Annotated in this window: 16 protein-coding genes; 3 read left to right on the top strand and 13 right to left on the bottom strand. The window is 72.8% G+C overall.

Annotated elements, in window-relative coordinates; all coding sequences use genetic code 11:
• Window positions 1-36: 36 nt before the first annotated feature.
• From J2N69_RS09675 to J2N69_RS09650, 6 genes are all read right to left on the bottom strand, one after another.
• A complete protein-coding gene (locus tag J2N69_RS09675) occupies window positions 37-888 on the bottom strand; it encodes a phosphatase PAP2 family protein (RefSeq protein WP_230900362.1) in 852 nt (283 codons plus the stop codon).
• Window positions 889-993: 105 nt separating this feature from the next.
• On the bottom strand, window positions 994-2,019 hold the full coding sequence (locus J2N69_RS09670) for a LacI family DNA-binding transcriptional regulator (RefSeq protein ID WP_269075601.1): 1,026 nt from the start codon (window positions 2,017-2,019) through the stop codon (window positions 994-996).
• A gap of 25 nt (window positions 2,020-2,044) precedes the next feature.
• On the bottom strand, window positions 2,045-3,697 hold the full coding sequence (locus J2N69_RS09665; RefSeq protein ID WP_230900360.1) for a glycoside hydrolase family 13 protein: 1,653 nt from the start codon (window positions 3,695-3,697) through the stop codon (window positions 2,045-2,047).
• A gap of 42 nt (window positions 3,698-3,739) precedes the next feature.
• Entirely contained in the window at window positions 3,740-4,651 is a 912-nt protein-coding gene (locus J2N69_RS09660) for a sugar ABC transporter permease (protein WP_230900359.1), read from the bottom strand.
• Window positions 4,652-4,665: 14 nt separating this feature from the next.
• A complete protein-coding gene (locus J2N69_RS09655; protein WP_230904653.1) occupies window positions 4,666-5,544 on the bottom strand; it encodes a carbohydrate ABC transporter permease in 879 nt (292 codons plus the stop codon).
• 62 nt (window positions 5,545-5,606) lie between these two features.
• Entirely contained in the window at window positions 5,607-6,899 is a 1,293-nt protein-coding gene (locus tag J2N69_RS09650) for an extracellular solute-binding protein (RefSeq protein ID WP_230900358.1), read from the bottom strand.
• Between the two features lie 571 nt (window positions 6,900-7,470).
• On the opposite strand from J2N69_RS09650, the gene pulA reads away from it, so the two are divergent.
• Together pulA and J2N69_RS09640 are read left to right on the top strand one after the other, a co-directional pair.
• Window positions 7,471-10,188: a pullulanase-type alpha-1,6-glucosidase gene (pulA, locus tag J2N69_RS09645; RefSeq protein WP_330166806.1), complete on the top strand. Its 2,718-nt coding sequence runs from the start codon at window positions 7,471-7,473 to the stop codon at window positions 10,186-10,188.
• Window positions 10,189-10,255: 67 nt separating this feature from the next.
• Window positions 10,256-11,887, top strand: coding sequence for a fused response regulator/phosphatase (locus tag J2N69_RS09640; protein ID WP_230900357.1), 1,632 nt, complete (start codon window positions 10,256-10,258; stop codon window positions 11,885-11,887).
• Here the strand turns inward: J2N69_RS09640 and J2N69_RS09635 are convergent.
• The 7 genes from J2N69_RS09635 to J2N69_RS09605 all read right to left on the bottom strand — a co-directional run bounded on the left by J2N69_RS09635 (window position 11,884) and on the right by J2N69_RS09605 (window position 20,947).
• Window positions 11,884-12,396: a GNAT family N-acetyltransferase gene (locus J2N69_RS09635; RefSeq protein WP_230900356.1), complete on the bottom strand. Its 513-nt coding sequence runs from the start codon at window positions 12,394-12,396 to the stop codon at window positions 11,884-11,886. The two genes, J2N69_RS09640 and J2N69_RS09635, sit on opposite strands and share 4 nt — an antisense overlap.
• 7 nt (window positions 12,397-12,403) lie before the next feature.
• Window positions 12,404-13,120, bottom strand: a complete 717-nt coding sequence (locus J2N69_RS09630; RefSeq protein WP_230900355.1) for a TetR/AcrR family transcriptional regulator — start codon at window positions 13,118-13,120, stop codon at window positions 12,404-12,406.
• A gap of 56 nt (window positions 13,121-13,176) precedes the next feature.
• Window positions 13,177-14,247 carry a PDR/VanB family oxidoreductase gene (locus J2N69_RS09625; RefSeq protein WP_230900354.1) on the bottom strand — a complete coding sequence of 357 codons (1,071 nt, stop codon included), beginning with the start codon at window positions 14,245-14,247 and terminating at the stop codon, window positions 13,177-13,179.
• A gap of 1 nt (window position 14,248) precedes the next feature.
• On the bottom strand, window positions 14,249-15,169 hold the full coding sequence (locus J2N69_RS09620; protein WP_230900353.1) for a metal-dependent hydrolase: 921 nt from the start codon (window positions 15,167-15,169) through the stop codon (window positions 14,249-14,251).
• Window positions 15,170-15,266: 97 nt separating this feature from the next.
• Complete coding sequence (locus tag J2N69_RS09615) at window positions 15,267-17,207, bottom strand: hypothetical protein (RefSeq protein ID WP_408056692.1); 1,941 nt, start codon at window positions 17,205-17,207, stop codon at window positions 15,267-15,269.
• Window positions 17,208-17,278: 71 nt separating this feature from the next.
• A complete protein-coding gene (locus J2N69_RS09610; protein ID WP_230900351.1) occupies window positions 17,279-17,782 on the bottom strand; it encodes a tetratricopeptide repeat protein in 504 nt (167 codons plus the stop codon).
• 42 nt (window positions 17,783-17,824) lie between these two features.
• The gene (locus J2N69_RS09605) at window positions 17,825-20,947 is read right to left on the bottom strand and encodes an alpha-N-acetylglucosaminidase (protein ID WP_230900350.1); all 3,123 of its coding nucleotides are present in this window, start codon (window positions 20,945-20,947) and stop codon (window positions 17,825-17,827) included.
• Window positions 20,948-21,058: 111 nt separating this feature from the next.
• On the opposite strand from J2N69_RS09605, the gene J2N69_RS09600 reads away from it, so the two are divergent.
• A complete protein-coding gene (locus tag J2N69_RS09600; protein ID WP_230900349.1) occupies window positions 21,059-21,472 on the top strand; it encodes a hypothetical protein in 414 nt (137 codons plus the stop codon).
• Window positions 21,473-21,494: the final 22 nt, after the last annotated feature.

Genomic DNA, 21,494 nt, shown 5'->3' with positions numbered 1-21,494 from the left:
GGTTGCTCGCGCAGTTCCCCGCGCTCCTTCGGGGCGCTACACCTTGAGCGGCAGCGTGTCCACGTCACGCGGCAGCCCGTGCGGCAGTGCGCCGTACCAGAGGCGGGTGACCGTGAGGCCGAAGGCCAGGCAGAGCAGGCCGCCCACCGCGTCCAGCCAGAAGTGGTTGGCCGTGGCCACGATCACCACGAGCGTCGTCGCGGGGTAGAGCAGGCCCAGCACCTTGGCCCACGGCACCGAGGCGAGGGCGAAGATCGTCAGGCCGCACCACAGGGACCAGCCGATGTGCATCGACGGCATCGCCGCGTACTGGTTCGACATGTTCTTCAGGTCACCGGAGGCCATGGAGCCCCAGGTGTGGTGGACCAGGACCGTGTCGATGAAGGTGGTGCCGTTCATCAGGCGGGGCGGCGCCAGGGGGTACAGGTAGTAGCCGACCAGGGCCACCGCCGTCGTCGCGAAGAGGACCAGCCGCGTGGCCGCGTACCGCCCGGGATGGCAGCGGAACAGCCACACCAGGACGCCGAGCGTCACCACGAAATGCAGCGTCGCGTAGTAATAGTTCATGCCGACGATGAGCCAGGTCACCGAGTCCACGGCGTGGTTGACGCCCCGCTCGACGGCTATCCCGAGGTCCTGCTCGACGCGCCAGATCCAGTCGGCGTTGCGCAGCGCCTGCGCCTTCTGTTCCGGGACGGCGTTGCGGATCAGGGAGTACGTCCAGTAACTCACCGCGATCAGCAGGATCTCGAACCACAGCCGGGGACGGCGCGGGGTCCGCAGGCGGCGCAGGAGGTTCCGCCCATTGCGGTCGTCCTCCTCGCCCGCGATGGGTGAAGCGGTGGGCGCCTGCCGGCCCTCAAGTGTTGTCACGGTCGTCTCACCCATAGGCACAGAGTCTGCCAGATCCCCGTCCTCCGACCGATCATCCCCTGGTCGGGTCCGGACCGCATTCTCTCCGTCGGAAGTACCAGGCCACGGCCCCCAGGGCCCCTAGGGGCGCCTGGGCGCGGAAGCGGTTGAACCGCGAACCACCAGCTCCGGCATGAAGACGAACTCGCTGTGCGGGGCGGGGGTCCCGCCGATCTCCTCCAGGAGTGTACGCACCGCCGCCTGCCCCATCGCCGGCACCGGCTTGCGCACCGTGGTCAGCGGTGGATCGGTGAACGCGATCAGCGGCGAGTCGTCGAAGCCGACCACCGAGACGTCGTCCGGCACCTCCAGGCCGCGCTGGCGGGCCGCCCGTATCGCGCCGAGCGCCATCATGTCGCTGGCGCACGCGATGGCCGTGCAGCCGCGGTCCATCAGCGCCGCGGCCGCCGCCTGGCCGCCCTCCAGGGTGTAGAGGGAGTGCTGGATGAGATCGGCCTCGATCTCCTCCGGTGTCAGGTGCAGCTGGTCCTGCATCGTGCGGACGAAACCCTCGATCTTCCGCTGGACCGGCACGAACCGCTTGGGACCCAGCGCCAGTCCTACGCGGGTATGGCCGAGGGAGACCAGGTGCGTGACCGCCAGGCGCATCGCCGCGCGGTCGTCCGGCGAGATGAACGGCGCCTGCACCTTGGGCGAGAAACCGTCCACCAGGACGAACGGCACGCCCTGCGCCCGCAGCTGCTCATAGCGCTGCATGTCGGCGGAGGTGTCCGCGTGCAGCCCCGAGACGAAGATGATGCCCGCCACCCCGCGGTCGACCAGCATCTCGGTCAGCTCGTCCTCGGTGGAGCCGCCGGGCGTCTGGGTGGCGAGGACCGGCGTGTACCCCTGCCGGGTAAGGGCCTGCCCGATGACCTGGGCGAGCGCGGGGAATATGGGGTTCTCCAGCTCCGGCGTGATCAGCCCGACCAGGCCCGCGCTGCGCTGCCGCAGCCGCACCGGGCGTTCGTAGCCCAGTACGTCGAGTGCGGCGAGCACGGACTGACGGGTGGCCGCCGCGACGCCCGGCTTGCCGTTGAGCACGCGGCTTACTGTCGCTTCGCTGACCCCCGCCTGGGCTGCGATGTCGGCTAGCCGTGCGGTCACAGGATTGGACTGTACCGGTCGCATCTCAGGCTGCCCACCAGACCGTTGCATCGGCCGGCACCACGGTCTCGTCGGCGCCCGGCGTCACGTCCGCGCTGGCGAGGAGCAGGGTGCCGGGGGTGGGCAGCGTGACGGGGGAGCCGGTGAGGTTCACCGTGCAGACGAACACCGACCCGGCGCAGGTGCGGCGGAAGGACAGCACGCCCTCGGGGGCGTCCAGCCACTCGACGCCGCGGCCCGCGCCCAGCGCCGGGTGTTCGCGGCGCACGGCGAGCGCGGAGCGGTAGAACTCCAGCGTCGACGTCGGGTCGCCGGTCTGCGCCGCCACCGTCAGCTCCCGCCACGACGCGGGCTGCGGCAGCCAGCTCGGGCCGCCCTCCACCGGACCGAAGCCGAACGGCGCGCGCTCACCGGACCACGGCAGCGGCACCCGGCAGCCGTCCCGCGTGCCGTCCTGCCCGGTGGAGCGGAAGAACGCCGGGTCCTGGCGCACCTCGTCCGGCAGATCGGTGACCTCGGGCAGGCCCAGTTCCTCGCCCTGGTAGATGTACGCGGAGCCGGGCAGCGCCAGCATCAGCAGCGTCGCCGCCCGGGCCCGGCGCAGGCCGCGGGCCTCGTCGCCGTCGGCGAAGCGCGTGGAGTGGCGTACGACGTCGTGGTTGGAGAGCACCCAGGTGGCGGGCGCGTCCACGGAGTTCATCGCGGCCAGGGAGCGGTCGATGACGGCGCGCAGCGCCTCGGCGTCCCACTCGGTCGTCAGGTACTCGAAGTTGAACGCCTGGTGCAGCTCGTCGGGGCGCAGGTACAGGGCGCTGCGCTCGACGGTCGGCGTCCACGCCTCGGCGACGGCGATGCGCTCGGTGCCGTCCTCGCGCGTGTACTCGTCGAGGATCTTGCGCCAGTCGCGGTAGATCTCGTGCACGCCGTCCTGGTCGAAGTACGGCACGGCCTGGCTGCCGAGCAGCTTGACCTGCTCCTCGTGGCCGATGTCCGGCAGGCCCGCCGCCTTGACCAGGCCGTGCGCGACGTCGATGCGGAAGCCGTCGATGCCGAGGTCGAGCCAGAAGCGCAGGATGGAGCGGAACTCGTCCTTGACGGCCGGGTGGTCCCAGTTGAAGTCGGGCTGCTCGGGCGCGAAGAGGTGGAGGTACCAGGAGCCGTCCTCGACGCGCGTCCACGCCGGGCCGCCGAAGATGGACTCCCAGTCGTTGGGCGGCAGTTCCCCGTCGTCGCCCTTGCCCGGACGGAAGTGGAAGCGGTCGCGCAGCGGCGATCCCGGGCCCTCGCGCAGCGCCTGCTTGAACCACTCGTGCTGGTCGGAGCAGTGGTTGGGCACCAGGTCGACGATGACGCGCAGGCCCAGCGAGTGCGCTTCGCGTACGAGGTCGTCGGCGTCGGTGAGGGTGCCGAACATGGGGTCGACCGCGCGGTAGTCCGCCACGTCGTAGCCGGCGTCGGCCTGCGGCGAGGCGTAGAAGGGGGAGAGCCAGACGGCGTCCACACCCAGGTCGCGCAGGTGCGGCAGGCGCGCCCGGATGCCGGGCAGGTCGCCCATGCCGTCGCCGTCGCCGTCGGCGAAGCTGCGGGGGTAGACCTGGTAGATGACCGCGTCGCGCCACCACTCCCGGCTCGGCACGGAGTCGGTGTGGGCGGGCGCGGCGGTGACGTGCTGGGTCATGAAGTCCCTTAGGAGTGCGGGAGTTGACGGTGGCGTAGCGGGTCAGGACTTGGTGCCGCCGGCCGTCAGGCCCGACACCAGGTTGCGCTGGACCAGAAGGAAGACGAGCGTCGCCGGAACCAGGATGATCACCGAGGCGGCAGTCATCATGGCCCAGTCTGCCCGGGATTCGGTGGCGAAGGTACGGATTCCGACAGCAAGGGTGTAATGGTCGGCGCCCATGAACTGGGAGGCGTACGCCACTTCGCCCCACGCCGTGAGGAAGCTGTAGAACGCCGTCACCGCGAGGCCCGGCTTGGCGAGCGGCACGATGAGCCGCCAGAAGGTGCCGAAGGGGGTGAGGCCGTCGACGCGTCCCGCCTCGTCGATCTCGTGCGGGATGGTGTCGAAGTAGCCCTTCATCATCCAGGCGCAGAAGGGGACCGCGGTCGTCGCGTACGTGAGGATGAGCCCCAGGTAGTTGTCGATCAGGTCGAAGCGGGCCAGGAGTTCGTAGAGCGGCACGATCAGGACGGCCATCGGGAACATCTGGGTGACCAGGAAGGACCACATCAGCTGCCGGTGGCCGGGGAACCGCATCCGGGACACCGCGTAGCCCGCGGTCGCCGCGAGGAACACGCCGAGCAGGGTGGTGCCGCCCGCGACGATCACCGAGGCGCCGAACCACTGCGGGAAGTCGGTGTCGGTGAGGACCTTGGCGTAGTTGTCCAGGCTCAGGTTGCCGAGCACCTCGCCGGGGCTCTGCCAGGCCGTCTTCGGGCCGAGCGAGATGAAGAAGATCCACACGACGGGGAAGGCGGCGATCAGGCTCGCCACGATCAGCGTGCCGTGCAGCGCGACGGAGGCGAGCGGCGAGCGCTCCTCGCGGCCGCGGACCTTCTTCGCGCGCGGCCCGTCCGCGGTCCTGGCGAGGGCCCCGGTGGGAGCCGGGGAGTGGGTGGTTGCTGAGGTCATGGTGACGGGCCCCCTCAGGCCTGCTCGGTCTTGAGCTGGCGGCGGCGGTAGAAGGTCGAGAAGGCGAGGAGGAGGGCGAGGATCACGATTCCGTAGGTGGCGGCGCCGGAGTAGTCGGACACTCCGGTGAACGCCTTGCGGAAGGCGAAGGTCACGAGGATGTCCGCCTCGCCGGTGGTGTTCTGGCCGAGCAGCAGGTAGATCACCGCGAACATGTTGAACGTCCAGATGCAGCCGAGCAGCACCACGGTGTTGGTGACCGGGCGCAGGCCCGGCAGCGTGACGTTCACGAAGCGCTGCCAGGGGGAGGCGCCGTCCATCTCCGAGGCCTCGTACAGCTCCTTGGGGATGGACTGGAGGCCGCCGAGGAGCGCCACCATGTTGAAGGGCACGCCGATCCAGACGTTCACCATGATGACGGCGGTCTTCTGGGCGAGCGGCGTGGCCAGCCAGTTCTGGGCGGGCAGACCGACGGCCGTGATCATCTCGTTGAAGACGCCGTACTGCGAGTTGAGCATCAGCCGCCAGGCGAAGACGCCGACGAAGGCGGGGACCGCCCACGGCAGGATCAGCAGGGCGCGGTAGAGGAGCTTGGCGCGCATCTTGCGGTTGAGCAGGAGCGCGAGGCCCATGCCGATCGCGATGTGCAGGGCGACGCAGGAGATGGTCCAGACGATCGTCCAGGTCAGGCGCGGATAGAAGTCGCCGTCCGCGCCCGAGAGGATCGACCAGTAGTTGTCGAGCCCGACCATCTTGTACGTCGCCGGGGCGTGGAAGGCCCCGATGTCCCGCGCCACGTTCGCCTCGTTGGCGTTGGTGAGCGAGAGGTAGAAGCCGTAGCCCAGCGGATACAGGACCAGCACCGCGAGGACGATGACGACCGGAGCCACCATCGCCCACGCGTACCAGTACTTCTGCCAGGAGTGGCGAAGCGCGGTGATCAACTCTGCCTGCCCTAGCTGCCGATGGTGTAGCCGGGGAGCAGCTTCTTGAAGTCCTCGGCGGCCGCGTCGAGGCCGGACTTCACGGAGACGTCACCCTGGAGGATCTTCGTGTACTGCTGCACCAGCGGCGTGAAGAGGCTGCCGACCTGGGGGAGCGCCACGCGCGGCCGCGCGGTCTTCATGATCGGGTGGAAGCCCTTGATGCGGGCGTCCTTGGTGACCTCGGGGGTGTACGCGGACTCGCGGGTCGGCAGCGTCGCGGTCTCGGCGGCGATCTTCTGCTGGCTCTTGGAGGAGGTCATGAACTGCGTGAAGAGGTAGGCGGCGTCCAGGTTCTTCGAGCCCTGGTAGACGGTGAGGTCGTGGCCGCCGGTGGGGGCCTGCGGCTTGCCGGTGGAGCCGGCCGGGACCGGGGCGAAGCCGAGGTTGTCCTCGTTCCCCTTGAAGGCCGTGCCCGACAGGTCGTCGGTGACCGACCAGGGGCCCTGGATGACCATGGCGACCTCGCCGTTCTTGAACGAGGTCTGCATGTTGTCGTAGGCGTTGGCGAAGTCGACCTTGGCGGAGGCCTGGTCGTAGACCTTCTTCGCCGTGGTGACGGCCTTGACGGCCTCCGGCGAGTTGATCGTGATCTTCTTCGCCTTCGGGTCGGCGAGGTCGGTGCCCTCGCCGTAGAGGAAGGGGAGCAGGAAGTAGGAGTCGGGGTTGAGGTAGGTGCCCTCGACGCCGGTCTTCTTCTTGATGGTCTTCGACGTCGCGATGAACTCGTCCCAGGTGGTGGGCGGCTTCGCGATGCCGGCCTTCTTGAAGAGCTTCTTGTTGTAGAGGATCGCGAGGGTGTCGGTGACCGACGGGACGCCGTACGTCTTGCCCTGGTACTTCGTGGTGTTCAGCGGGCCCTCGGTGAAGTCGTCCGTGCCGCCCTTGAGGGCGAGGGTGCCGTCCAGCGGGGCGATGTAGTGCAGCGAGGCGTACTCGGGGATCAGGCCGACGTCGGCGCGCATCACGTCGGGGGCGCCCTTGCCGGTCTTCGCCGCGGACTTGAACTTCTGCTCGATCGACGCGAACTCGATGTTCTCGTAGTTGACGTCGATCTTCGGGTACTTGTCCTCGAACTCGGCGATCAGCTTCTTGTAGACCGGCGCCTCGGTCGTGGCGTCCGAGGTGTCCCAGTAGGTGAGGGAGCCGGAGATGTCCTTGGCGTCCTTCGCCTTGCCGGTCGAGCCTTCGTCATCGCTGCCGCAGGCGGAGGCGGTGAGCGCAAGGGCGCAGACCGCGGCGGCGATCGATATGCCACGTCGCATGGTGAACTCCTGAGGGATGGACCCGCTGTACCGTCCGTCCCATCGACGGCTGCCGGGCTGGCAGGAAGTTAACAGCCTTGCAAGCTTTTGCGGAAGCCCTTGCAACCCACTTTCTACCTCCGGTGGGGTTGCGACCGGGCATGGCACACCGCCCCCGTCAGGGGCGCGGGGAACTGCGTGCCCAGCCCAGGGCAACCCGCACCCGCCAACCACGGGCACCCGGCAGACGCATGCGCGCCGCAGGCGGGGGTGCGATGCAACGGAGCGTGGCGAACGGCCCCGCCCAGGGGCGCGGGGAACTGCGTGCCCAGCCCAGGGCAACCCGCACCCGCCAACCACGGGCACCCGGCAGACGCATGCGCGCCGCAGGCGGGGGTGCGATGCAACGGAGCGTGGCGAACGGCCCCGCCCAGGGGCGCGGGGAACTGCGTGCCCAGCCCAGGGCAACCCGCACCCGCCACCCACGGGCACCCCGCAGACGTCGCCGCACCGCAGGGTGCCGACCCCCCCCGCACCGCCCCGCCCTGCAAACTCTTGCTGCAAGGCCACGCTCCCGGTACGTTCCCCCGTCATGGCCCAGCACAGGCACCGCACCGCGGCGGTCACCGGCACCGTCCTCGCACTCGCCGCGGCCCTCCTCGCCGCGATACCGGCCGGGGCGGCACCGCCCCCCGACACCGCCCCCCTCGACCTGACCAAGTCGACCGCCCAGTGGATCGACCACTCCACCGTCGCCGTCCCGGAGGACGGCGACCCGGCGGCCACCGCCACGCTCGTCGCCGACCCCGAAGGAGAACTCGCCGTGCGGGACGGCGAACTCACCGGAACCGGCCGGAAGTCGGTCCTCCGCAAGATCCCCGGCGGTCTCTCCGCCGCCCAGCGCGCCAGATTCCCGCACCTGTCCGCGTACGCCGCCTACGAAGTCGCCCCCAAGGACCGCGCCCACACCGCCGAGGACCTCACCGGCCAGGTGGTCCTCACCCGGCAGCAGCCCGACGGCACCCTCACCACCGCCACCGGCGTCCAGATCCACGGCGTCCTCGACGACCTGTACGCCGCCCGCGCCACCAGGGCCACGCTCGGCCCGGTCTTCCGCGAGGGCGGGGTCACCCTCTCCGTATGGGCCCCCACCGCCCGGTCCGTCGCCCTCGAACTCGACGGCGAGCGCGTGCGGATGCGGCGCGACGACGCGAGCGGCGTCTGGTCCGCCACCGGACCCGAGCGCTGGACCGGCAAGCCCTACCGCTACGCCGTCAAGGTCTTCTCCCCGAGCGCCCGCGCGGTCGTCACCAACAAGGTCACCGACCCCTACTCGCTCGCCCTGACCGCCGACTCCACCCGCAGCCTCGCCGTCGACCTCGACGCCAAGACCCTCGCCCCCAAGGGCTGGCGGAACCTGAAGAAGCCGAAGGCCGTACCCCTGCGGAACGCGCAGATCCAGGAACTGCACATCCGGGACTTCTCCGCCACCGACCGCACCGCGAAGGCCCGCCACCGCGGCACGTACCTCGCCTTCACCGACGCCCGCAGCAAGGGCACACGGCACCTGCGGAAACTGGCCGCGGCCGGCACGTCGTACGTGCATCTCCTGCCCGCCTTCGACATCGCGACCATCCCCGAGCGCGAGGCCGACCAGAAGACCCCCGGCTGCGACCTCACCGCCTATCCCGCCGACTCCGAGAAGCAGCAGGAGTGCGTGGCCGCCGTCGCCGCCGACGACGCGTACAACTGGGGCTACGACCCCTTCCACTACACGGTGCCCGAAGGGTCGTACGCCACCGACCCCGAAGGGACCCGCCGCACCCGCGAGTTCCGCCAGATGGTCAAGGCGCTCAACGACGACGGGCTGCGCGTCGTCATGGACGTGGTCTACAACCACACGGCGGCGAGCGGCCAGGACCCCAAGTCCGTGCTCGACAAGATCGTGCCCGGCTACTACCATCGCCTGCTCGCCGACGGCGCCGTCGCCACCTCCACCTGCTGCGCGAACACCGCGCCCGAGAACGCCATGATGGGCAAGCTCGTCGTCGACTCCCTGGTCACCTGGGCCCGGCAGTACAAGGTCGACGGCTTCCGCTTCGACCTCATGGGCCACCACCCCAAGGCCAACATCCTCGCCGTCCGCAAGGCCCTCGACGCGCTCACCCCCGCCAAGGACGGCGTCGACGGCAAGCGGATCATCCTCTACGGCGAGGGCTGGAACTTCGGCGAGATCGCCGACGACGCCCGCTTCGTCCAGGCCACGCAGAGGAACATGGCGGGCACCGGCATCGCCACCTTCTCCGACCGCGCCCGCGACGCGGTGCGCGGCGGCGGCCCCTTCGACGACGACCCCGGCGTCCAGGGCTTCGCCAGCGGCCTCTACACCGACCCCAACTCCTCGAAGGCCAACGGCACCCCCGCCGAGCAGAAGGCCCGGCTGCTGCACTACCAGGACCTGATCAAGGTGGGCCTCACCGGCAACCTCGCCGACTACACCTTCACCGACTCCGCGGGCCGACGGGTCAAGGGCTCCGAGGTCGACTACAACGGCGCCCCGGCCGGATACGCGGCGGCGCCCGGCGACGCCCTCGCCTACGCCGACGCCCACGACAACGAGACCCTCTTCGACTCCCTCGCCTTCAAACTGCCCACGACGGCCACGCCCGCGGACCGCGCCCGCATGCAGGTCCTCGCCATGGCGACCGCCGCGCTCTCCCAGGGCCCCGCGCTCTCCCAGGCGGGCACCGACCGGCTGCGCTCCAAGTCCCTGGACCGCAACTCCTACGACAGCGGCGACTGGTTCAACGCCCTGCACTGGGACTGCCGCGACGGCAACGGCTTCGGACGGGGCCTGCCACCGGCCGCCGACAACAAGCCCAAGTGGCCTTACGCCAAGCCGCTGCTGACGTCCGTCCGGGTCGGCTGCGCGGAGATCGAGGCGGCCTCGGCCGCCTACCGGGACCTGCTGAGGATTCGCGCGAGCGAGCCCGCCTTCGGCCGGGGCACCGCCGCTGACGTGCAGCGCACGGTCTCCTTCCCCCTCTCGGGGCCCGAGGAGACACCCGGCGTCATCACCCTGCGCGCCGGCGGCAGCGATGGCGGCGACGGCATCGTGGTGATCTTCAACGCCACCCCGCAGACGCGGCAGCAGCGGATCGGGTCGCTCGCCGGAACGGCCTACGCACTGCATCCCGTCCAGGCGAAGGGCGCAGATTCTACCGTCAAGTCCGCTTTTTACGAGAAGGGTTCGGGGATCTTCACCGTTCCCGGTAGGACCGTCGCCGTCTACTCCCGGAGCGCGCCGTAGGGCGTTAGCTTGGTCGGGCGGGCCCGAAGGGGGCCCGCCCCACCGACCTGCCCCAAAGGGGCCCCGCTTGAGCAGCAACGGCAAGGCAGACACCACGATTCTGGTGGTCGACGACGTCGCCGCCAGTCGATACGCGCTGGGCGCGGTCCTGCGCCGGGACGGCCACCGCGTCATCCTCGCCGCCAGCGCACAGGAGGCCCTCGCCGAACTCGACGCCCTCCACCGCGCGGGCGCCCTGCCCGACGTGGCGCTCGTCGACGTCGGCCTGCCCGACATGAGCGGTTTCGAACTCTGCCGCCGCCTCAAGGAGGCTCCGCGCACCGCCGCCCTGCCCGTCGTGCACTTCTCGGCGGCCCGCGTCGCCCCCGCCGACCGCTGCCTGGGCCTCGACGCGGGCGGCGAGGCCTACCTCACCGTGCCCGCCGAACCGGCGGAGATCCAGGCCGTCGTCCGCGCCGCCGCCCGCGGCGCCCGCCACCGCAGCGACGCCGAAGCCGAGGCCGGGCACCTCACCCGGCTCGCCGAGACCATCCTCGACGTCCAGTCGGCCCGCTGCCCGCGCGAACTGGCCGACGCCGCCGCCGCGGGCACCGACCGCCTCACCAAGAGCCCCGCCGCCGCGTTCATCCTCGCCGACGACGGCGCGATGCACCGGGGCCTGTCCCGGCGCCGGGCCACCACCTCACTGCCCGACGACGGCGCGCACGAAGCGGTGGCCCGCCTCATCCTGCGCGTCATGTCCGGCCACGTCGGCGTGCGCAGCACCGTCGCGCCCGCCCCGCTGTGGCCGCCCGGCTTCTTCCCGGCCGAGCCGGTCGGCGGCACCGGCCCGCCCGACGGCGCCCGGCTCGCCCTGGCCCGCAGCCGCGAGGGCAGCGCCCCCGTGTGCCTGGCCACCCCCACGTACGCCCGGCATCCCCCCGAGACCGGGCGTCTCGTGGGGCGGCTCGCCCACGCCACCGCGCTCGCCGCGGAGCGACTGCTCATGTACGAGATGGAACGCCACATCGCGCTCACGCTCCAGCGCAGCTTCCTGCCCACCCACGTGCCCCAGGTCCCCGGCACCGAAGTCGTCGTGCGCTACGAACCCGCCTCCAGCGACACGGAGATCGGCGGCGACTTCTACGCCGCGCTGCCCACCTCGGGCGGCGTCCTCACCGCCATCGGCGACGTCGTCGGCCACTCCCTGGACGCCGCCACCGTGATGGTCGAGATCCGGCACGCCCTGCGCGCCTACTGCGTCGAGGAATCCGACCCCCGGCAACTGGCCCACCGCCTCGACAACATGCTCCAGCGCTACCACCCCGACGTGACCGCCACCCTCTGCCTGGCCCTCGTCGACCCCGCCACCGGACGCACCCGCGTCGCCAACGCCGGGCACATCCCGCCGCTCGTCGTCAGCGACACCGGCACCGCCACATACCTGCCGGCCTGCGGGCCCCTCCTCGGCCTCGGCCTGGACCGGCCGGCGCCCACCGAGACGGTCCTGAGCCCCACCGACCGGCTCCTCATGGTCACCGACGGCCTCATCGAGACCCGCGGCACCGACCTCGCGGTCTCCATGCAGCACCTGCGCACCGTCGCCGCCGACGCGCCGCTCGGCGTCGCCGACCTCTGCGACACCCTGCTCGCCTGCTTCGGCCACGACCGGGACGACGACATCGCGCTCCTCGCCCTGCGCCTGACCGGCACCCGCTAGAACAACCGCTTCTCCATCAGCGTCACGCCGTACGTGCTCCCGTCGGCGGCCACCTTCCCCGGCAGCTCACCGACCACCGCGTACCCGGCCCCCTCGTAGTACGTACGAAGCCGGGGGTTGGCCGAGACGCAGTCCAGCCGGGACAGCTCGCGCCCCGCCTCGGCGATCCGCCGCTCCGCCCGCGCCAGCAGCGCCCGGCCCGTCCCGGGCCGCGCCCCGCGCCGCACCATCAGCCGGTGCACATAGCCCGCCACCGGAGCCCGCACCCCCCAGGCCGCCTCGTCGTCCCACCACAGCTCGTACGCCCCGACGGCCTCGGCCCCCTCCTCGGCCAGCCACACCTCCTGCGCCCCGGAGGTGATCAGCCGCCGGAAGTGCCGCGCGTCCTTGCCGCCCGGCTTCCACTGGTCGATGCCGCGCTCCAGCATCCAGCGGGCCGCACCGTCGTAGAGGCCGACGAGGGTGGCCGTGTCGGCCGTGTCCGCACTGCGGAAGGTCAGGTCTCGCACCGGTCTCCTACGGCGCCAGCGCGACGAGCCGGCCGATCAGCTCGGCGAACGGGCCGTCGGCCGGCTCGTCGGCCAGGACGGCGCGCAGCAGCGCCGCCATCTCCTCGTCGTAGGCGGCGCTCACCGCGGTCAACGCCGCGAAGTCGTGGACGAGTTGCAGCTCCAGTTCCGCGCGCGGCACACGCCGCCCGTCCAGCCAGAGCAGTGCCGTCGTCTCGGCCAGCGAGATCCAGGACCGCACGACGAGTTCGAGCCGGGCGGGCGGCTCGGTGACGCCGAGGTGCGCGAGGATCTGGTCGTACGCGGCCTGGCGCACCGAGTCGATCAGCGCGTTCGTCGTCGGCGCCGTCCCCACCGCGCAGCCGCCGCCCGCGGAGACCGCCGGACCGCCCCGCATCAGCGCGGAGAAACCCGGACCGTGGTCGTCGACGAAGGAGAGGAAGCGGCCCATGACGCGCAGCAGCCGCGCCCCGAGCGGACCCTCGCGCGGCTCCACGAACCGCTCGGCCAGCTCCTCGGCCGCCCGGCGCAACGCCGCCTCGTACAGGCTGAGTTTGCCGGGGAAGTAGTGGTAGACCAGCGGGCGCGAGATGCCCGCGGCCGCTGCTATCTCGTCGATGGAGACGTCGTCGGGCGAGCGGTGGCTGAACAGCTCGAGCGCGACCCCGATCAGCTGCTGCCGCCGCTCCTCGACACCCATCCTGCGGCGCACCCCGGTAGTCATACGAACACCTTACCGAGCGGAACCAGCCTCCGGACGGCCCGGCTCCGCCCGGCACTTCACAGATCGAGCACGAGCCGCTCACCGCGCGCCCGCGAGACGCAGATGAGCATCGAACCGGCCCGCTCGGCGTCGGTGAGCAGCTCGTCCCGGTGGTCGACCTCCCCTTCCAGGACCCGCTGCCGACAGGTCCCGCAGAAACCCTGCTCGCAGGAGTACGCCGTGTCCGGCAGCTCCGCGCGGACCGCGGCGAGCACCGTGCCGTCCGCGGCGACCGCCACCGTGCGGTCGCTGCGCCGCAGTTCGACCTCGAAGGGCGCGTCGCCACCGGACGACGCGCGTGGCGCGAACCGCTCCAGGTGCAGCGAGCACCCCGCGGGCAGCGCGGCGCCGACCGCGTCCATCAGGGCCTCGGGCCCGCATACGTAGACGGCGGTACCCTCGGGCGTCCCGCTCAGGAAGGCGGCCGTGTCCGGCGGCCCGTCCTCGTCCCGCGCGACGACGGTGACCCGCTCCGGCCGCGCCCCGCCGAGCCTGCCGACCTCTTCGAGGAACGGCATCGAGGCCCGCGACCGCCCGCCGTAGAGCAGCCGCCACGGCTTCCCCGAGGCCTGAACGGCCCGCAGCATCGGCAGGATCGGCGTGATCCCGATGCCCCCGGCGACGAAGACGTACGAGGGCGCGTCGGTCAGGGGGAAGCGGTTGCGCGGCCCCCGTACCGTGACCTCGTCGCCCTCCCGCAGCCCCTCGTGCACCTCGCGCGAACCGCCCCGGCCGCCCTGCTCGGCACCGATCAGCCGCGTCGCGACGGTGTACGCGGAGGAGTCCCCGGGGTCGCCGCAGAGCGAGTACTGCCGCACGAGCCCCGAGGGGAGTACGAGGTCGAGGTGGGCGCCCGGCTGCCACGGCGGCAGGCCGGCGCCCACGAGGCGGAGTCGGACGACACCCTCGGCCACGCGTTCGTGCCGGGCGACCCGCAGCCGCAGCGGGCGGGGGCGTGGCCGTCCGGACACCGGCTCCTCCAGGGCGGGCAGCGGCCACAGCGGCGAGGCCGCGATGCGGCGGCGCAGGGCCCGCCTGGCGAGGACGGCCGCCCCGGTGGCGAGGGCGAGGGTGGCAAGGCGGGCCATGTCAGACGCCCTCCCGCCCGGCCGCTGCCCTCTCGGCGGCGGTGGCGGCCGGCGAGGAGGCGAGGTAGGCCACCGCCTGTGCCGTGCTGCCTTCCTGGGAGGGGTGGTAACTCCGGCTCAGGTAGCGGGGGATGGAGCGGAGCATGGCGCCGGTCGTCGGCAGGGTGCCCGCGCGCCCGCTGCGGTGGAAGTCCTTGAAGCTCGCCCTGCCGTCGGTGAGCGTCGGGTCGTTCTCCATGAAGAACCGCGCCCCGCGCTGCCAGAGGAAGACCAGCGCGGTGAAGGCGGTCGCCCAGGTCCGCACGCGGCGCCGGTAGCCGCCGTCGACGTGCAGGAAGAGGTCGAAGGCCACCGACCGGTGCTCGACCTCCTCGGCGCCGTGCCAGCGCAGCAGGTCCAGCATGGTCGGGTCGGCGCCCCTGCGGTCCAGCTCCGTCGCGTTGAGCACCCAGTCGCCGAGGAAGGCGGTGTAGTGCTCGATGGCCGCGATCATCGCGACGCGCTCCATCAGCCACCAGTGGCGTGCCCTGCCCGGCGGCAGCGTCCGGTCGCCGAGCAGCTTCTCGAAGAGCCAGTCGACCTGCGCGGTGTACGGCGTCGGATCGAGACCCCGCGCCCTGAGGTGCGGCAGGACCTCGTCGTGGGCCTGCGCGTGCATCGCCTCCTGGCCGATGAACCCGATGACGTCCTCGCGTAGCCGCTCGTCCCGGATATGGGGCAGGACCTGCTTGTACACGTGCACGAACCAGCGCTCACCGGCGGGCAGCAGCAGGTGCAGGACGTTGATGGTGTGCGTGGTGAACGGGTCGTCCGGCAGCCAGTGGAGCGGGGTGTCCTCCCAGGAGAAGGAGACGTTGCGTGCCTTGAGCGGTATGTGCTCGGACGCGACGGGCTCGGGCACCCGGCTGTGCGTATTAGACATGCCGTCAATGTACTGACGGGTAGGCGGGCGGTACAGAGGCCGGCGGCCGGAAGTTCACCGGCCGCCGCTCACCGCGGCCTCGGCGCCTTCGTGCCGCTCACCGCAGGGTCGACACCTTCGTGCCGTCCGCCAGGGCGCCGGTCAGCCGGACGCGGGCGGTGCGCTCCGTCCTGGCCGCGAGGACGTTGCCCTGCGCCTGGTCGCCGCCGGACGAGGCCAGCGACGCGATGTCCTTGCTGCCCGCGCCCAGGAGGTACCAGGTGCCGCCCGGCGACTTCCACCGGACGCCCGCGAGGACCCGGGGCTCGCGGGGCCCGCACGCCGGGGAGTCCTCGGCCTTGGCCGCGACGGCGCCCGCGGGCCCGTCGGCCGTCTGGAACTGGGCGAGGCTCCGGCTGCCGGACCCGCGCCAGGTCTCGGCCCGGGTGCACACCCACTGGGCGGCGGTGCCCGACTCGGGGAGCGTCTGCCGGGCGTACGCCCAGGAGTTGACGGACCGCACGCCGTGCGAGCGCACCGAGGCGAGGGAGCACGCGGACTTGGCCCAGTCGGCGGGCGCGGCCTCGCGCGGCGCCTCCGGGCGGCCCGCGGTCAGCCGGGCGGGGGTCAGCTCACCGAGGTCGGTCGCCATCCGCACGGCACCGGAGTGGTCGCGCATCCGCAGCGCGTTCCACGACGTGCACCGGCCGTCCTGCGCGGGGCCGGCGAAGGGCTCGGTGACGCCGTCCGCGTCGCGCCGCAGGGCGAGGGCCTGCCCGGCGGGCTTCAGCAGGTCACGCACGGCGGTGGACCGCACCCAGGGGGCCGTCAGGTAACGGACGTTGCCGTCCGCGCGGTTGACGACGAGGGCGCTCGCCTCGGGGCCGCTCGCGCCGTCCACGCGGGCGAAGTCGAGGGCGGCGCCGCTCGTGCCCTCCTTGGGCTCGGCATAGCGCACGACGCGCAGCCCGTCGTAGAGCAGCACCACGCGCGCGGCGTCGACCTCCCCGGCGTACAGCAGCTGGGCCGGGCCGGGAGGCGCCCCGGAGGGCGTGCCCGGGGTGGCCGAGACCTGGACGGACTCGCCGGGCCGCGCCCAGACCGCGAGGGCGCGGCGCAGAAGCGCCTTGTCGTCGACGAGGCCGCCGCGCGCGGGCCACACGGAGAAGTCGGTGCGCGCGGACCGCCGCCACGCCCCGGCGGCCGCGACCGTCAACTTGCCCGGGTCGAGGGCGGCTTGGGCAGCGGGGTTCTGGGCGTACGGGGGTGCGGCGGCGCCGTCGGGTCCCCAGCCGTCGCCCGGCAGGCCGAGCAGCGCCCCGCACACCAGCGTGGCGAGGGCCGCGACCCCGGCCGCCTTCAGGTGCTGCCTGCGCCGCATCAGGTCGGTCGGCCTCGCGTGCAGGGAGCAGGGGTCGAACTCGGGGGAGGCCAGCAGGGCGTACCGCGCCTCGATGGAGTCCGCCTCGTCGAGCGCGTCGTCCGGGTCGTCGCACCCGGCGGCCGCGAGGACCGTACGCACCCCGGAGTCGTCCAGTCCCTCCAGGCCGCGCAGGACGTAGGCGGCGCGGGCGGCGCCCGACAGCTTGGCGAGGCGCTGGTCCAGGGCGAGTTCATCGGCGCCCCCGGACCGCGGGAAGAGCCGCAACCCCCTGACCTGCGGCAGCAGCGGGGGCAGCTGGGCGCGGCGGGGCCAGGACCGCCACGTCAGGGGCAGCCCGGCGTCGAGCGCGCCGCGTACCACCTGAAGGCGTACGTAGGCGTATCCGGGGTCCCGCTGATGGCCGCCGCCCGTGGCGCCCTGCTGGGTGGGGATGGTGACCGCCGCGCCCGAGGTGCGGCCGCGCGGCAGGGCCCGCTGGGTGAGGGCGTGGGCGGTCAGGACCCGCCGGTTGCGGCCGAGGCTCGGCGGCAGCACCAGGTAGGCGAGCCGGACGAGGCGGGGGTAGTGCTCGACGAGGGCGGCCTCGGCCTGCTCCACGTCGACGACGGGAGCGGGACCGCTGGCGCTCGCGGACTGCGGCTGCTTGGACTGCACATTCGACGACACGTTCAGCAAAACGAGCGAATCGTCGGTTGGTCACCTCCGCACGGACCGGTGGTCCTTCCGTGCCGGGCCGGCGGCCCGGCTCATGCCGGGCCGGGCTCCACGAGCGCGCGGGCGTAGTTGGCCATCGACCGCTGGTAGCGCGGCAGATGGGGCGCGAGCGCGCCGAGCACGAGGGCGAGGCCCTCGCGCTCGCGGCCGAGGGAGGCCAGGCGCAGGGCCAGGACGGCACGGACGGCGTCGTCCAACTCGTCTGTCGGACCGTCCAGTTCGGGTTCCAGGAGCGCGACGCCCTCCTCGGCCCGGCCGACGTTCCGCAGCGAGCTGGCGAGTTGGATCAGCGCGCGCCGCTTGCGGTAGCCGCTCAGGCCGCGCTCCAGTGCCTCCTGGTAGAGCGGCACGGCCCGGTCGGAGCGGCCCGTGGAGTCGAAGGCGCAGGCCCGCTCGAAGAGGCCGGCGGGGTCGCCCTCGGGCAACTCCGCCGCCAGGGCGTCGATCAGCGCGCGGAACTCCGCGTCCCGGTCCTCGCCGTAGGTGTCGTACGAGGCCCAGGCCTCGTCGACCCGCCTCTCCCAGTCGTCGTCCATGCCCGCACCCTCGCACACAAGTACGCACGTACGACGGGTGATTTACGTCGTCACCGCCCACCCGCTGAACTCCACGGTCCCGCGCTCCCCGGCGCCACCGTCGGTGGCGCTCATGAACATCCCCACGTCCTGCGCGGCGGCCGCACCCGGCACGGTCACGGTCGCGACGGTCCGCCAGGTGGCCCCGCCGTCCGTCGAACAGGCGCCGGTGAAGGAGCTCCCCGCGCGCGTGAGCCGCAGCAGCACCGGCGCCCGCACCCCCGTGATCCGCTGGTAGGTGTCCAGCGTGCCGTCGCCGTTGGTGTCGTACGACAGCACGACTCCGTTGGCCGGGGTGACGGCGAGGTTCACGAACCCCTTCGCCCCCGGGGCGGCCAGCGCGGTGCGGGTGATGAGGCCCGCCCTGGCCCAGGGGCCCGTGACCGCCTGCGCGTCGACCCGCACCGTCACCGAGACCCCGTCGCGCAGCGCTCCCTGCCGGTACAGCGTGCCGAACTCGGTGGTGCCTCTCCACAGATCGGCGCCGCCTCCGTTGATCGCGTACCGTCCCTCCAGCTCGCCGAAGACGGCGGCGCTGTTGGTGTACGTCCGCCAGCCCTCGCCCACCGGAGCGGCCTCGAACAGGGTCCCCTCGTGGACGTGGCGCACCCGCCGCTCGCCCGCCGGGCCGTACCGCACGGCGATCTCGTACGGCAGCGGGCGCAGCGGCCGGTCCACGGGCGTGTCCGGCGCGTCCACCCGCCACGTGACCTTGCCGGTCCCCGCGGGCGCGACCCTCGGCAGGGACACCGGACCGGTCGGCTCCGCGTCGACCCCGGTCAACGCGAAGTCGACGCGGCCGGTGGCGCGCAGCCCGTTGACGTTGCGGAAGACGGCGGCCACGCGCGCGTGGCCGCCGGGCGCCATGACGGGCGGCTCGGCGGTGACGGTCACCGACCCCTGGTAGGGCGCCCGCGCGAGGACGGAGCGGACCCGCGAGGCGGTGCGGTGGGCGTCGCCGACGGGCCGCTGCGGGTGGTCCGCGCGCTCCCGCGTCCAGGGCTCCTCGAAGGCGTACCAGTCGACCGGCCGCGGCGCGCGCCCCGCGGCCAGCGCGTCCGCCACCTCGTCGAGCCACTTCTGCCAGCGCGGCACGTAGAAGCCGCTCATCAGCCCGTGCCACTCGCGGTTGCCGTAGTCGTGGAGCCTGCCGCCGTCGGCCGTGGCGCGCTCGCCCCAGGTGGTGATCAGCACCTTCGCGGTCCGCTCGAACTCGGCGCGCTCGGCGTCGGTCGTGCCCATGCGCCGGGCCGCCTCCACCCAGGGCCCGAGCAGGAACGCCGGGTCGGTCCCCGTCACCTCGTCGCAGAGCCGCATCAGCCGCAGCCACAGCGTCGACAGCTCCCGGAAGCTGTCCTGGTCCTTGCGCCGGTAGGCGGCCCGCAGCTGCGGCAGGAGCTGGCGGCTGCGGTGCGCGAGGGCCTGCCGGGCGACGTCCACCAGGTCGTACCGGTAGGCGGCGCTCCCGCGCAGCGGACCCGCCACCCCGAGCAGCCCGGCGAGCGCGGCGTCGAAGCGGCCCGGGTCGTAGGTCAGGGCGCGCGGCGCGTACTCGGCGGCACGGTTCGCCGCGAGGTCGGGGCGGGCGGCGAAGAGGGAGTCGTGGGGGTCGCTGCGCTCCACGGCGGTGTGCTGGTAGGCGGTGTCGTGCAGGGCCCGCCAGGCGTTCCGCGCCTCGCGGTCGCGCGCGCCGTAGCGGAAGTCGGCGTACGAGGAGAACCACGCGGCCCGGTCGAGGGGCTCCTTCGTCCAGGCCAGTTCGGAGAAGAGCTCGAAGGCGGCGGGGTCGCGGTCGGCGGCCTCCGGCATGAAGGCGGTGCCCACCAGCGCGCTGTCCGGCTTGTCGCGCCAGGCGAAGAACTTCTCGGTCCACAGGTGGGTGCGGGCGCCGATCGTGGTGCGTCCGCCGAAGTTGGGGATGGTGCCGAAGGCGTAGGGCGTGCCGCCCCAGTCCCGCTCGCGGTCGGTGACGCTCGCGTACCGGTCCGAGACGCCGTCGACGATGAGCATCCGCTTCTTGTCGACGGCGTCGAGCAGCTCGGGCAGCGGGTTGGATTCCCACCCGAGAATCACCCAGACGGCCCCCGGTCTCGCGCGGCGCAGGGCTCTTTCGACGCCTCGGGCCGCGTCGGGCACGGGCACGTCGCCGGCGGTGCCGCCCTCGTGCAGCAGGTCCATCTTGAAGAGGTCGCAGGCGCCGAAGAGGTCCTTCTGATGCCGGTAGAAGGAGGCGGCGACGCGGGCGAAGGCGTCGGTGCGCGGATCGAGCCAGTCCGGCCGCTTGAAGCCGTGCCAGACGCCCTGCGGCACGACGCGCGCGTCCCCGCCGTTGCGCTCGACGAAGCCGTCGGGCACGTGCCCGTAGTAGCCGGGCAGGACGGGCGCGATGCCGAGCGCGCGCAGCCGGCCGGTGATCCTGCGGCCCAGCTCGGCGCGGTCGTCGATGAGCCGCTGGGAGAGCGGGCCGCCGTATCCGGCGAGGTTCTGGAGCAGCCACCACGGCTGGTGCGAGGGCGCGGGCAGCCAGGCCCTGGCCTCGGCGTCGGAGTAGCCGAACTCCTTCAGGAGCCGGTGGTAGGCGGCCTCGGCGCCCGCCACGACCAGGACTTCGTTGCAGCCGTGCAGGGCGAGTACGTCGATCATCCGCTCCCAGTACGCCCAGTCGGCGTACGGCGCGGTGTACCCGTCGTTGGTGTCGTTCAGGGCGAACCGGTGGGGGAGCGAGGTGGACCGCTCCAGGGGCCGGGCGGGGGCGGGCAGTCTGCGCGGCAGGTCCAGCTGGCTGCCGTTCCAGGTGAGGTGGGCGCCGCACACGTACTTCAGGTACCAGTGGACGCCGGTGAGCAGCACCGCGGGTGTCGTGCCGGACACCTCGATCCGGCCGGTGGCCCCGGTGACCCGGAAGCGGTCCGTACGCCCCTCGGCGGGACGGAGCCGGAGGCGGAACTGCTCCGCGTGACGCGGCAGGAGTCTGTTGAGCGCGGCGCGCGCGGAATCCGTATCGAAGGCGGGGGTCCGCGCGGACCCCTCGGCGGCGAGGGCCGGCAACGGGACCCCGCCGAGGGCGGTGCCGAGGCCGAGGGCCCCGGCGGTGCCGAGCAGGGAACGACGGGACGGTTCGGACATGTGTACCCCCTGGGGTGAAGGCTGCGGCGCACGGTATCCCCGTGACCTCCTGTACGTAACGGAACTGCGGAAGATGGCGGGTTCGGCTCGCCGGGAGAGGCTGGTGCGGCGATGAGGGCAGCGCGGAGCGCGGTGACGGGCGCGGCGGTGGGAGTACTGCTCGCGGTGGCGGGGTGCGGCTCAGGGGGCGGCAGCGCGCCGGCCACGGCGAGCGGCAGCCTGGAGCAGCTGGCGGCCAGGGCGAAGTGCCGGGCGGACGTCCAGACGGACGCGGCCGAGCTGCGCCAGGCCACCTGTGAGAACGGCGCCCGGCGCTATGTCCTCGTCACCTTCGCCAACGCCCGGGGCCAGGCCGAATGGCTCGACGAGGCGGATGACTACGGCGGCACGTACCTCGTCGGTGGGCGCTGGGTCGCGGTCGGCGGGCGCGAGGACATCGCGGCGCTGCGCGAGCGGCTCGGGGGGACCGTGGTGGACGCCGCGGACCAGCACGGCGGCGGCCACCACGGTCACCGGTCGGAGTGAGGCGGGCAGCCCCGGGCGCGCG

The organism is Streptomyces huasconensis (assembly GCF_021028635.1).
Taxonomy (GTDB): domain Bacteria; phylum Actinomycetota; class Actinomycetes; order Streptomycetales; family Streptomycetaceae; genus Streptomyces; species Streptomyces huasconensis.
Note: the sequence above shows the minus strand (reverse complement) of the source record. Positions and strands in the feature narration are given on the sequence as shown.

What these genes read in the sequence shown, in the direction of transcription:
- J2N69_RS09655 (WP_230904653.1), bottom strand. Translation starts at nt 5,544, where the DNA reads ATGGTGGCTCCGGTCGTCATCGTCCTCGCGGTGCTGGTCCTGTATCCG.
- J2N69_RS09675 (WP_230900362.1), bottom strand. Translation starts at nt 888, where the DNA reads ATGGGTGAGACGACCGTGACAACACTTGAGGGCCGGCAGGCGCCCACC.
- J2N69_RS09660 (WP_230900359.1), bottom strand. Translation starts at nt 4,651, where the DNA reads ATGACCTCAGCAACCACCCACTCCCCGGCTCCCACCGGGGCCCTCGCC.
- J2N69_RS09620 (WP_230900353.1), bottom strand. Translation starts at nt 15,169, where the DNA reads ATGTCTAATACGCACAGCCGGGTGCCCGAGCCCGTCGCGTCCGAGCAC.
- J2N69_RS09650 (WP_230900358.1), bottom strand. Translation starts at nt 6,899, where the DNA reads ATGCGACGTGGCATATCGATCGCCGCCGCGGTCTGCGCCCTTGCGCTC.
- J2N69_RS09630 (WP_230900355.1), bottom strand. Translation starts at nt 13,120, where the DNA reads ATGACTACCGGGGTGCGCCGCAGGATGGGTGTCGAGGAGCGGCGGCAG.
- J2N69_RS09605 (WP_230900350.1), bottom strand. Translation starts at nt 20,947, where the DNA reads ATGTCCGAACCGTCCCGTCGTTCCCTGCTCGGCACCGCCGGGGCCCTC.
- pulA (WP_330166806.1), top strand. Translation starts at nt 7,471, where the DNA reads ATGGCCCAGCACAGGCACCGCACCGCGGCGGTCACCGGCACCGTCCTC.
- J2N69_RS09625 (WP_230900354.1), bottom strand. Translation starts at nt 14,247, where the DNA reads ATGGCCCGCCTTGCCACCCTCGCCCTCGCCACCGGGGCGGCCGTCCTC.
- J2N69_RS09610 (WP_230900351.1), bottom strand. Translation starts at nt 17,782, where the DNA reads ATGGACGACGACTGGGAGAGGCGGGTCGACGAGGCCTGGGCCTCGTAC.
- J2N69_RS09665 (WP_230900360.1), bottom strand. Translation starts at nt 3,697, where the DNA reads ATGACCCAGCACGTCACCGCCGCGCCCGCCCACACCGACTCCGTGCCG.
- J2N69_RS09600 (WP_230900349.1), top strand. Translation starts at nt 21,059, where the DNA reads ATGAGGGCAGCGCGGAGCGCGGTGACGGGCGCGGCGGTGGGAGTACTG.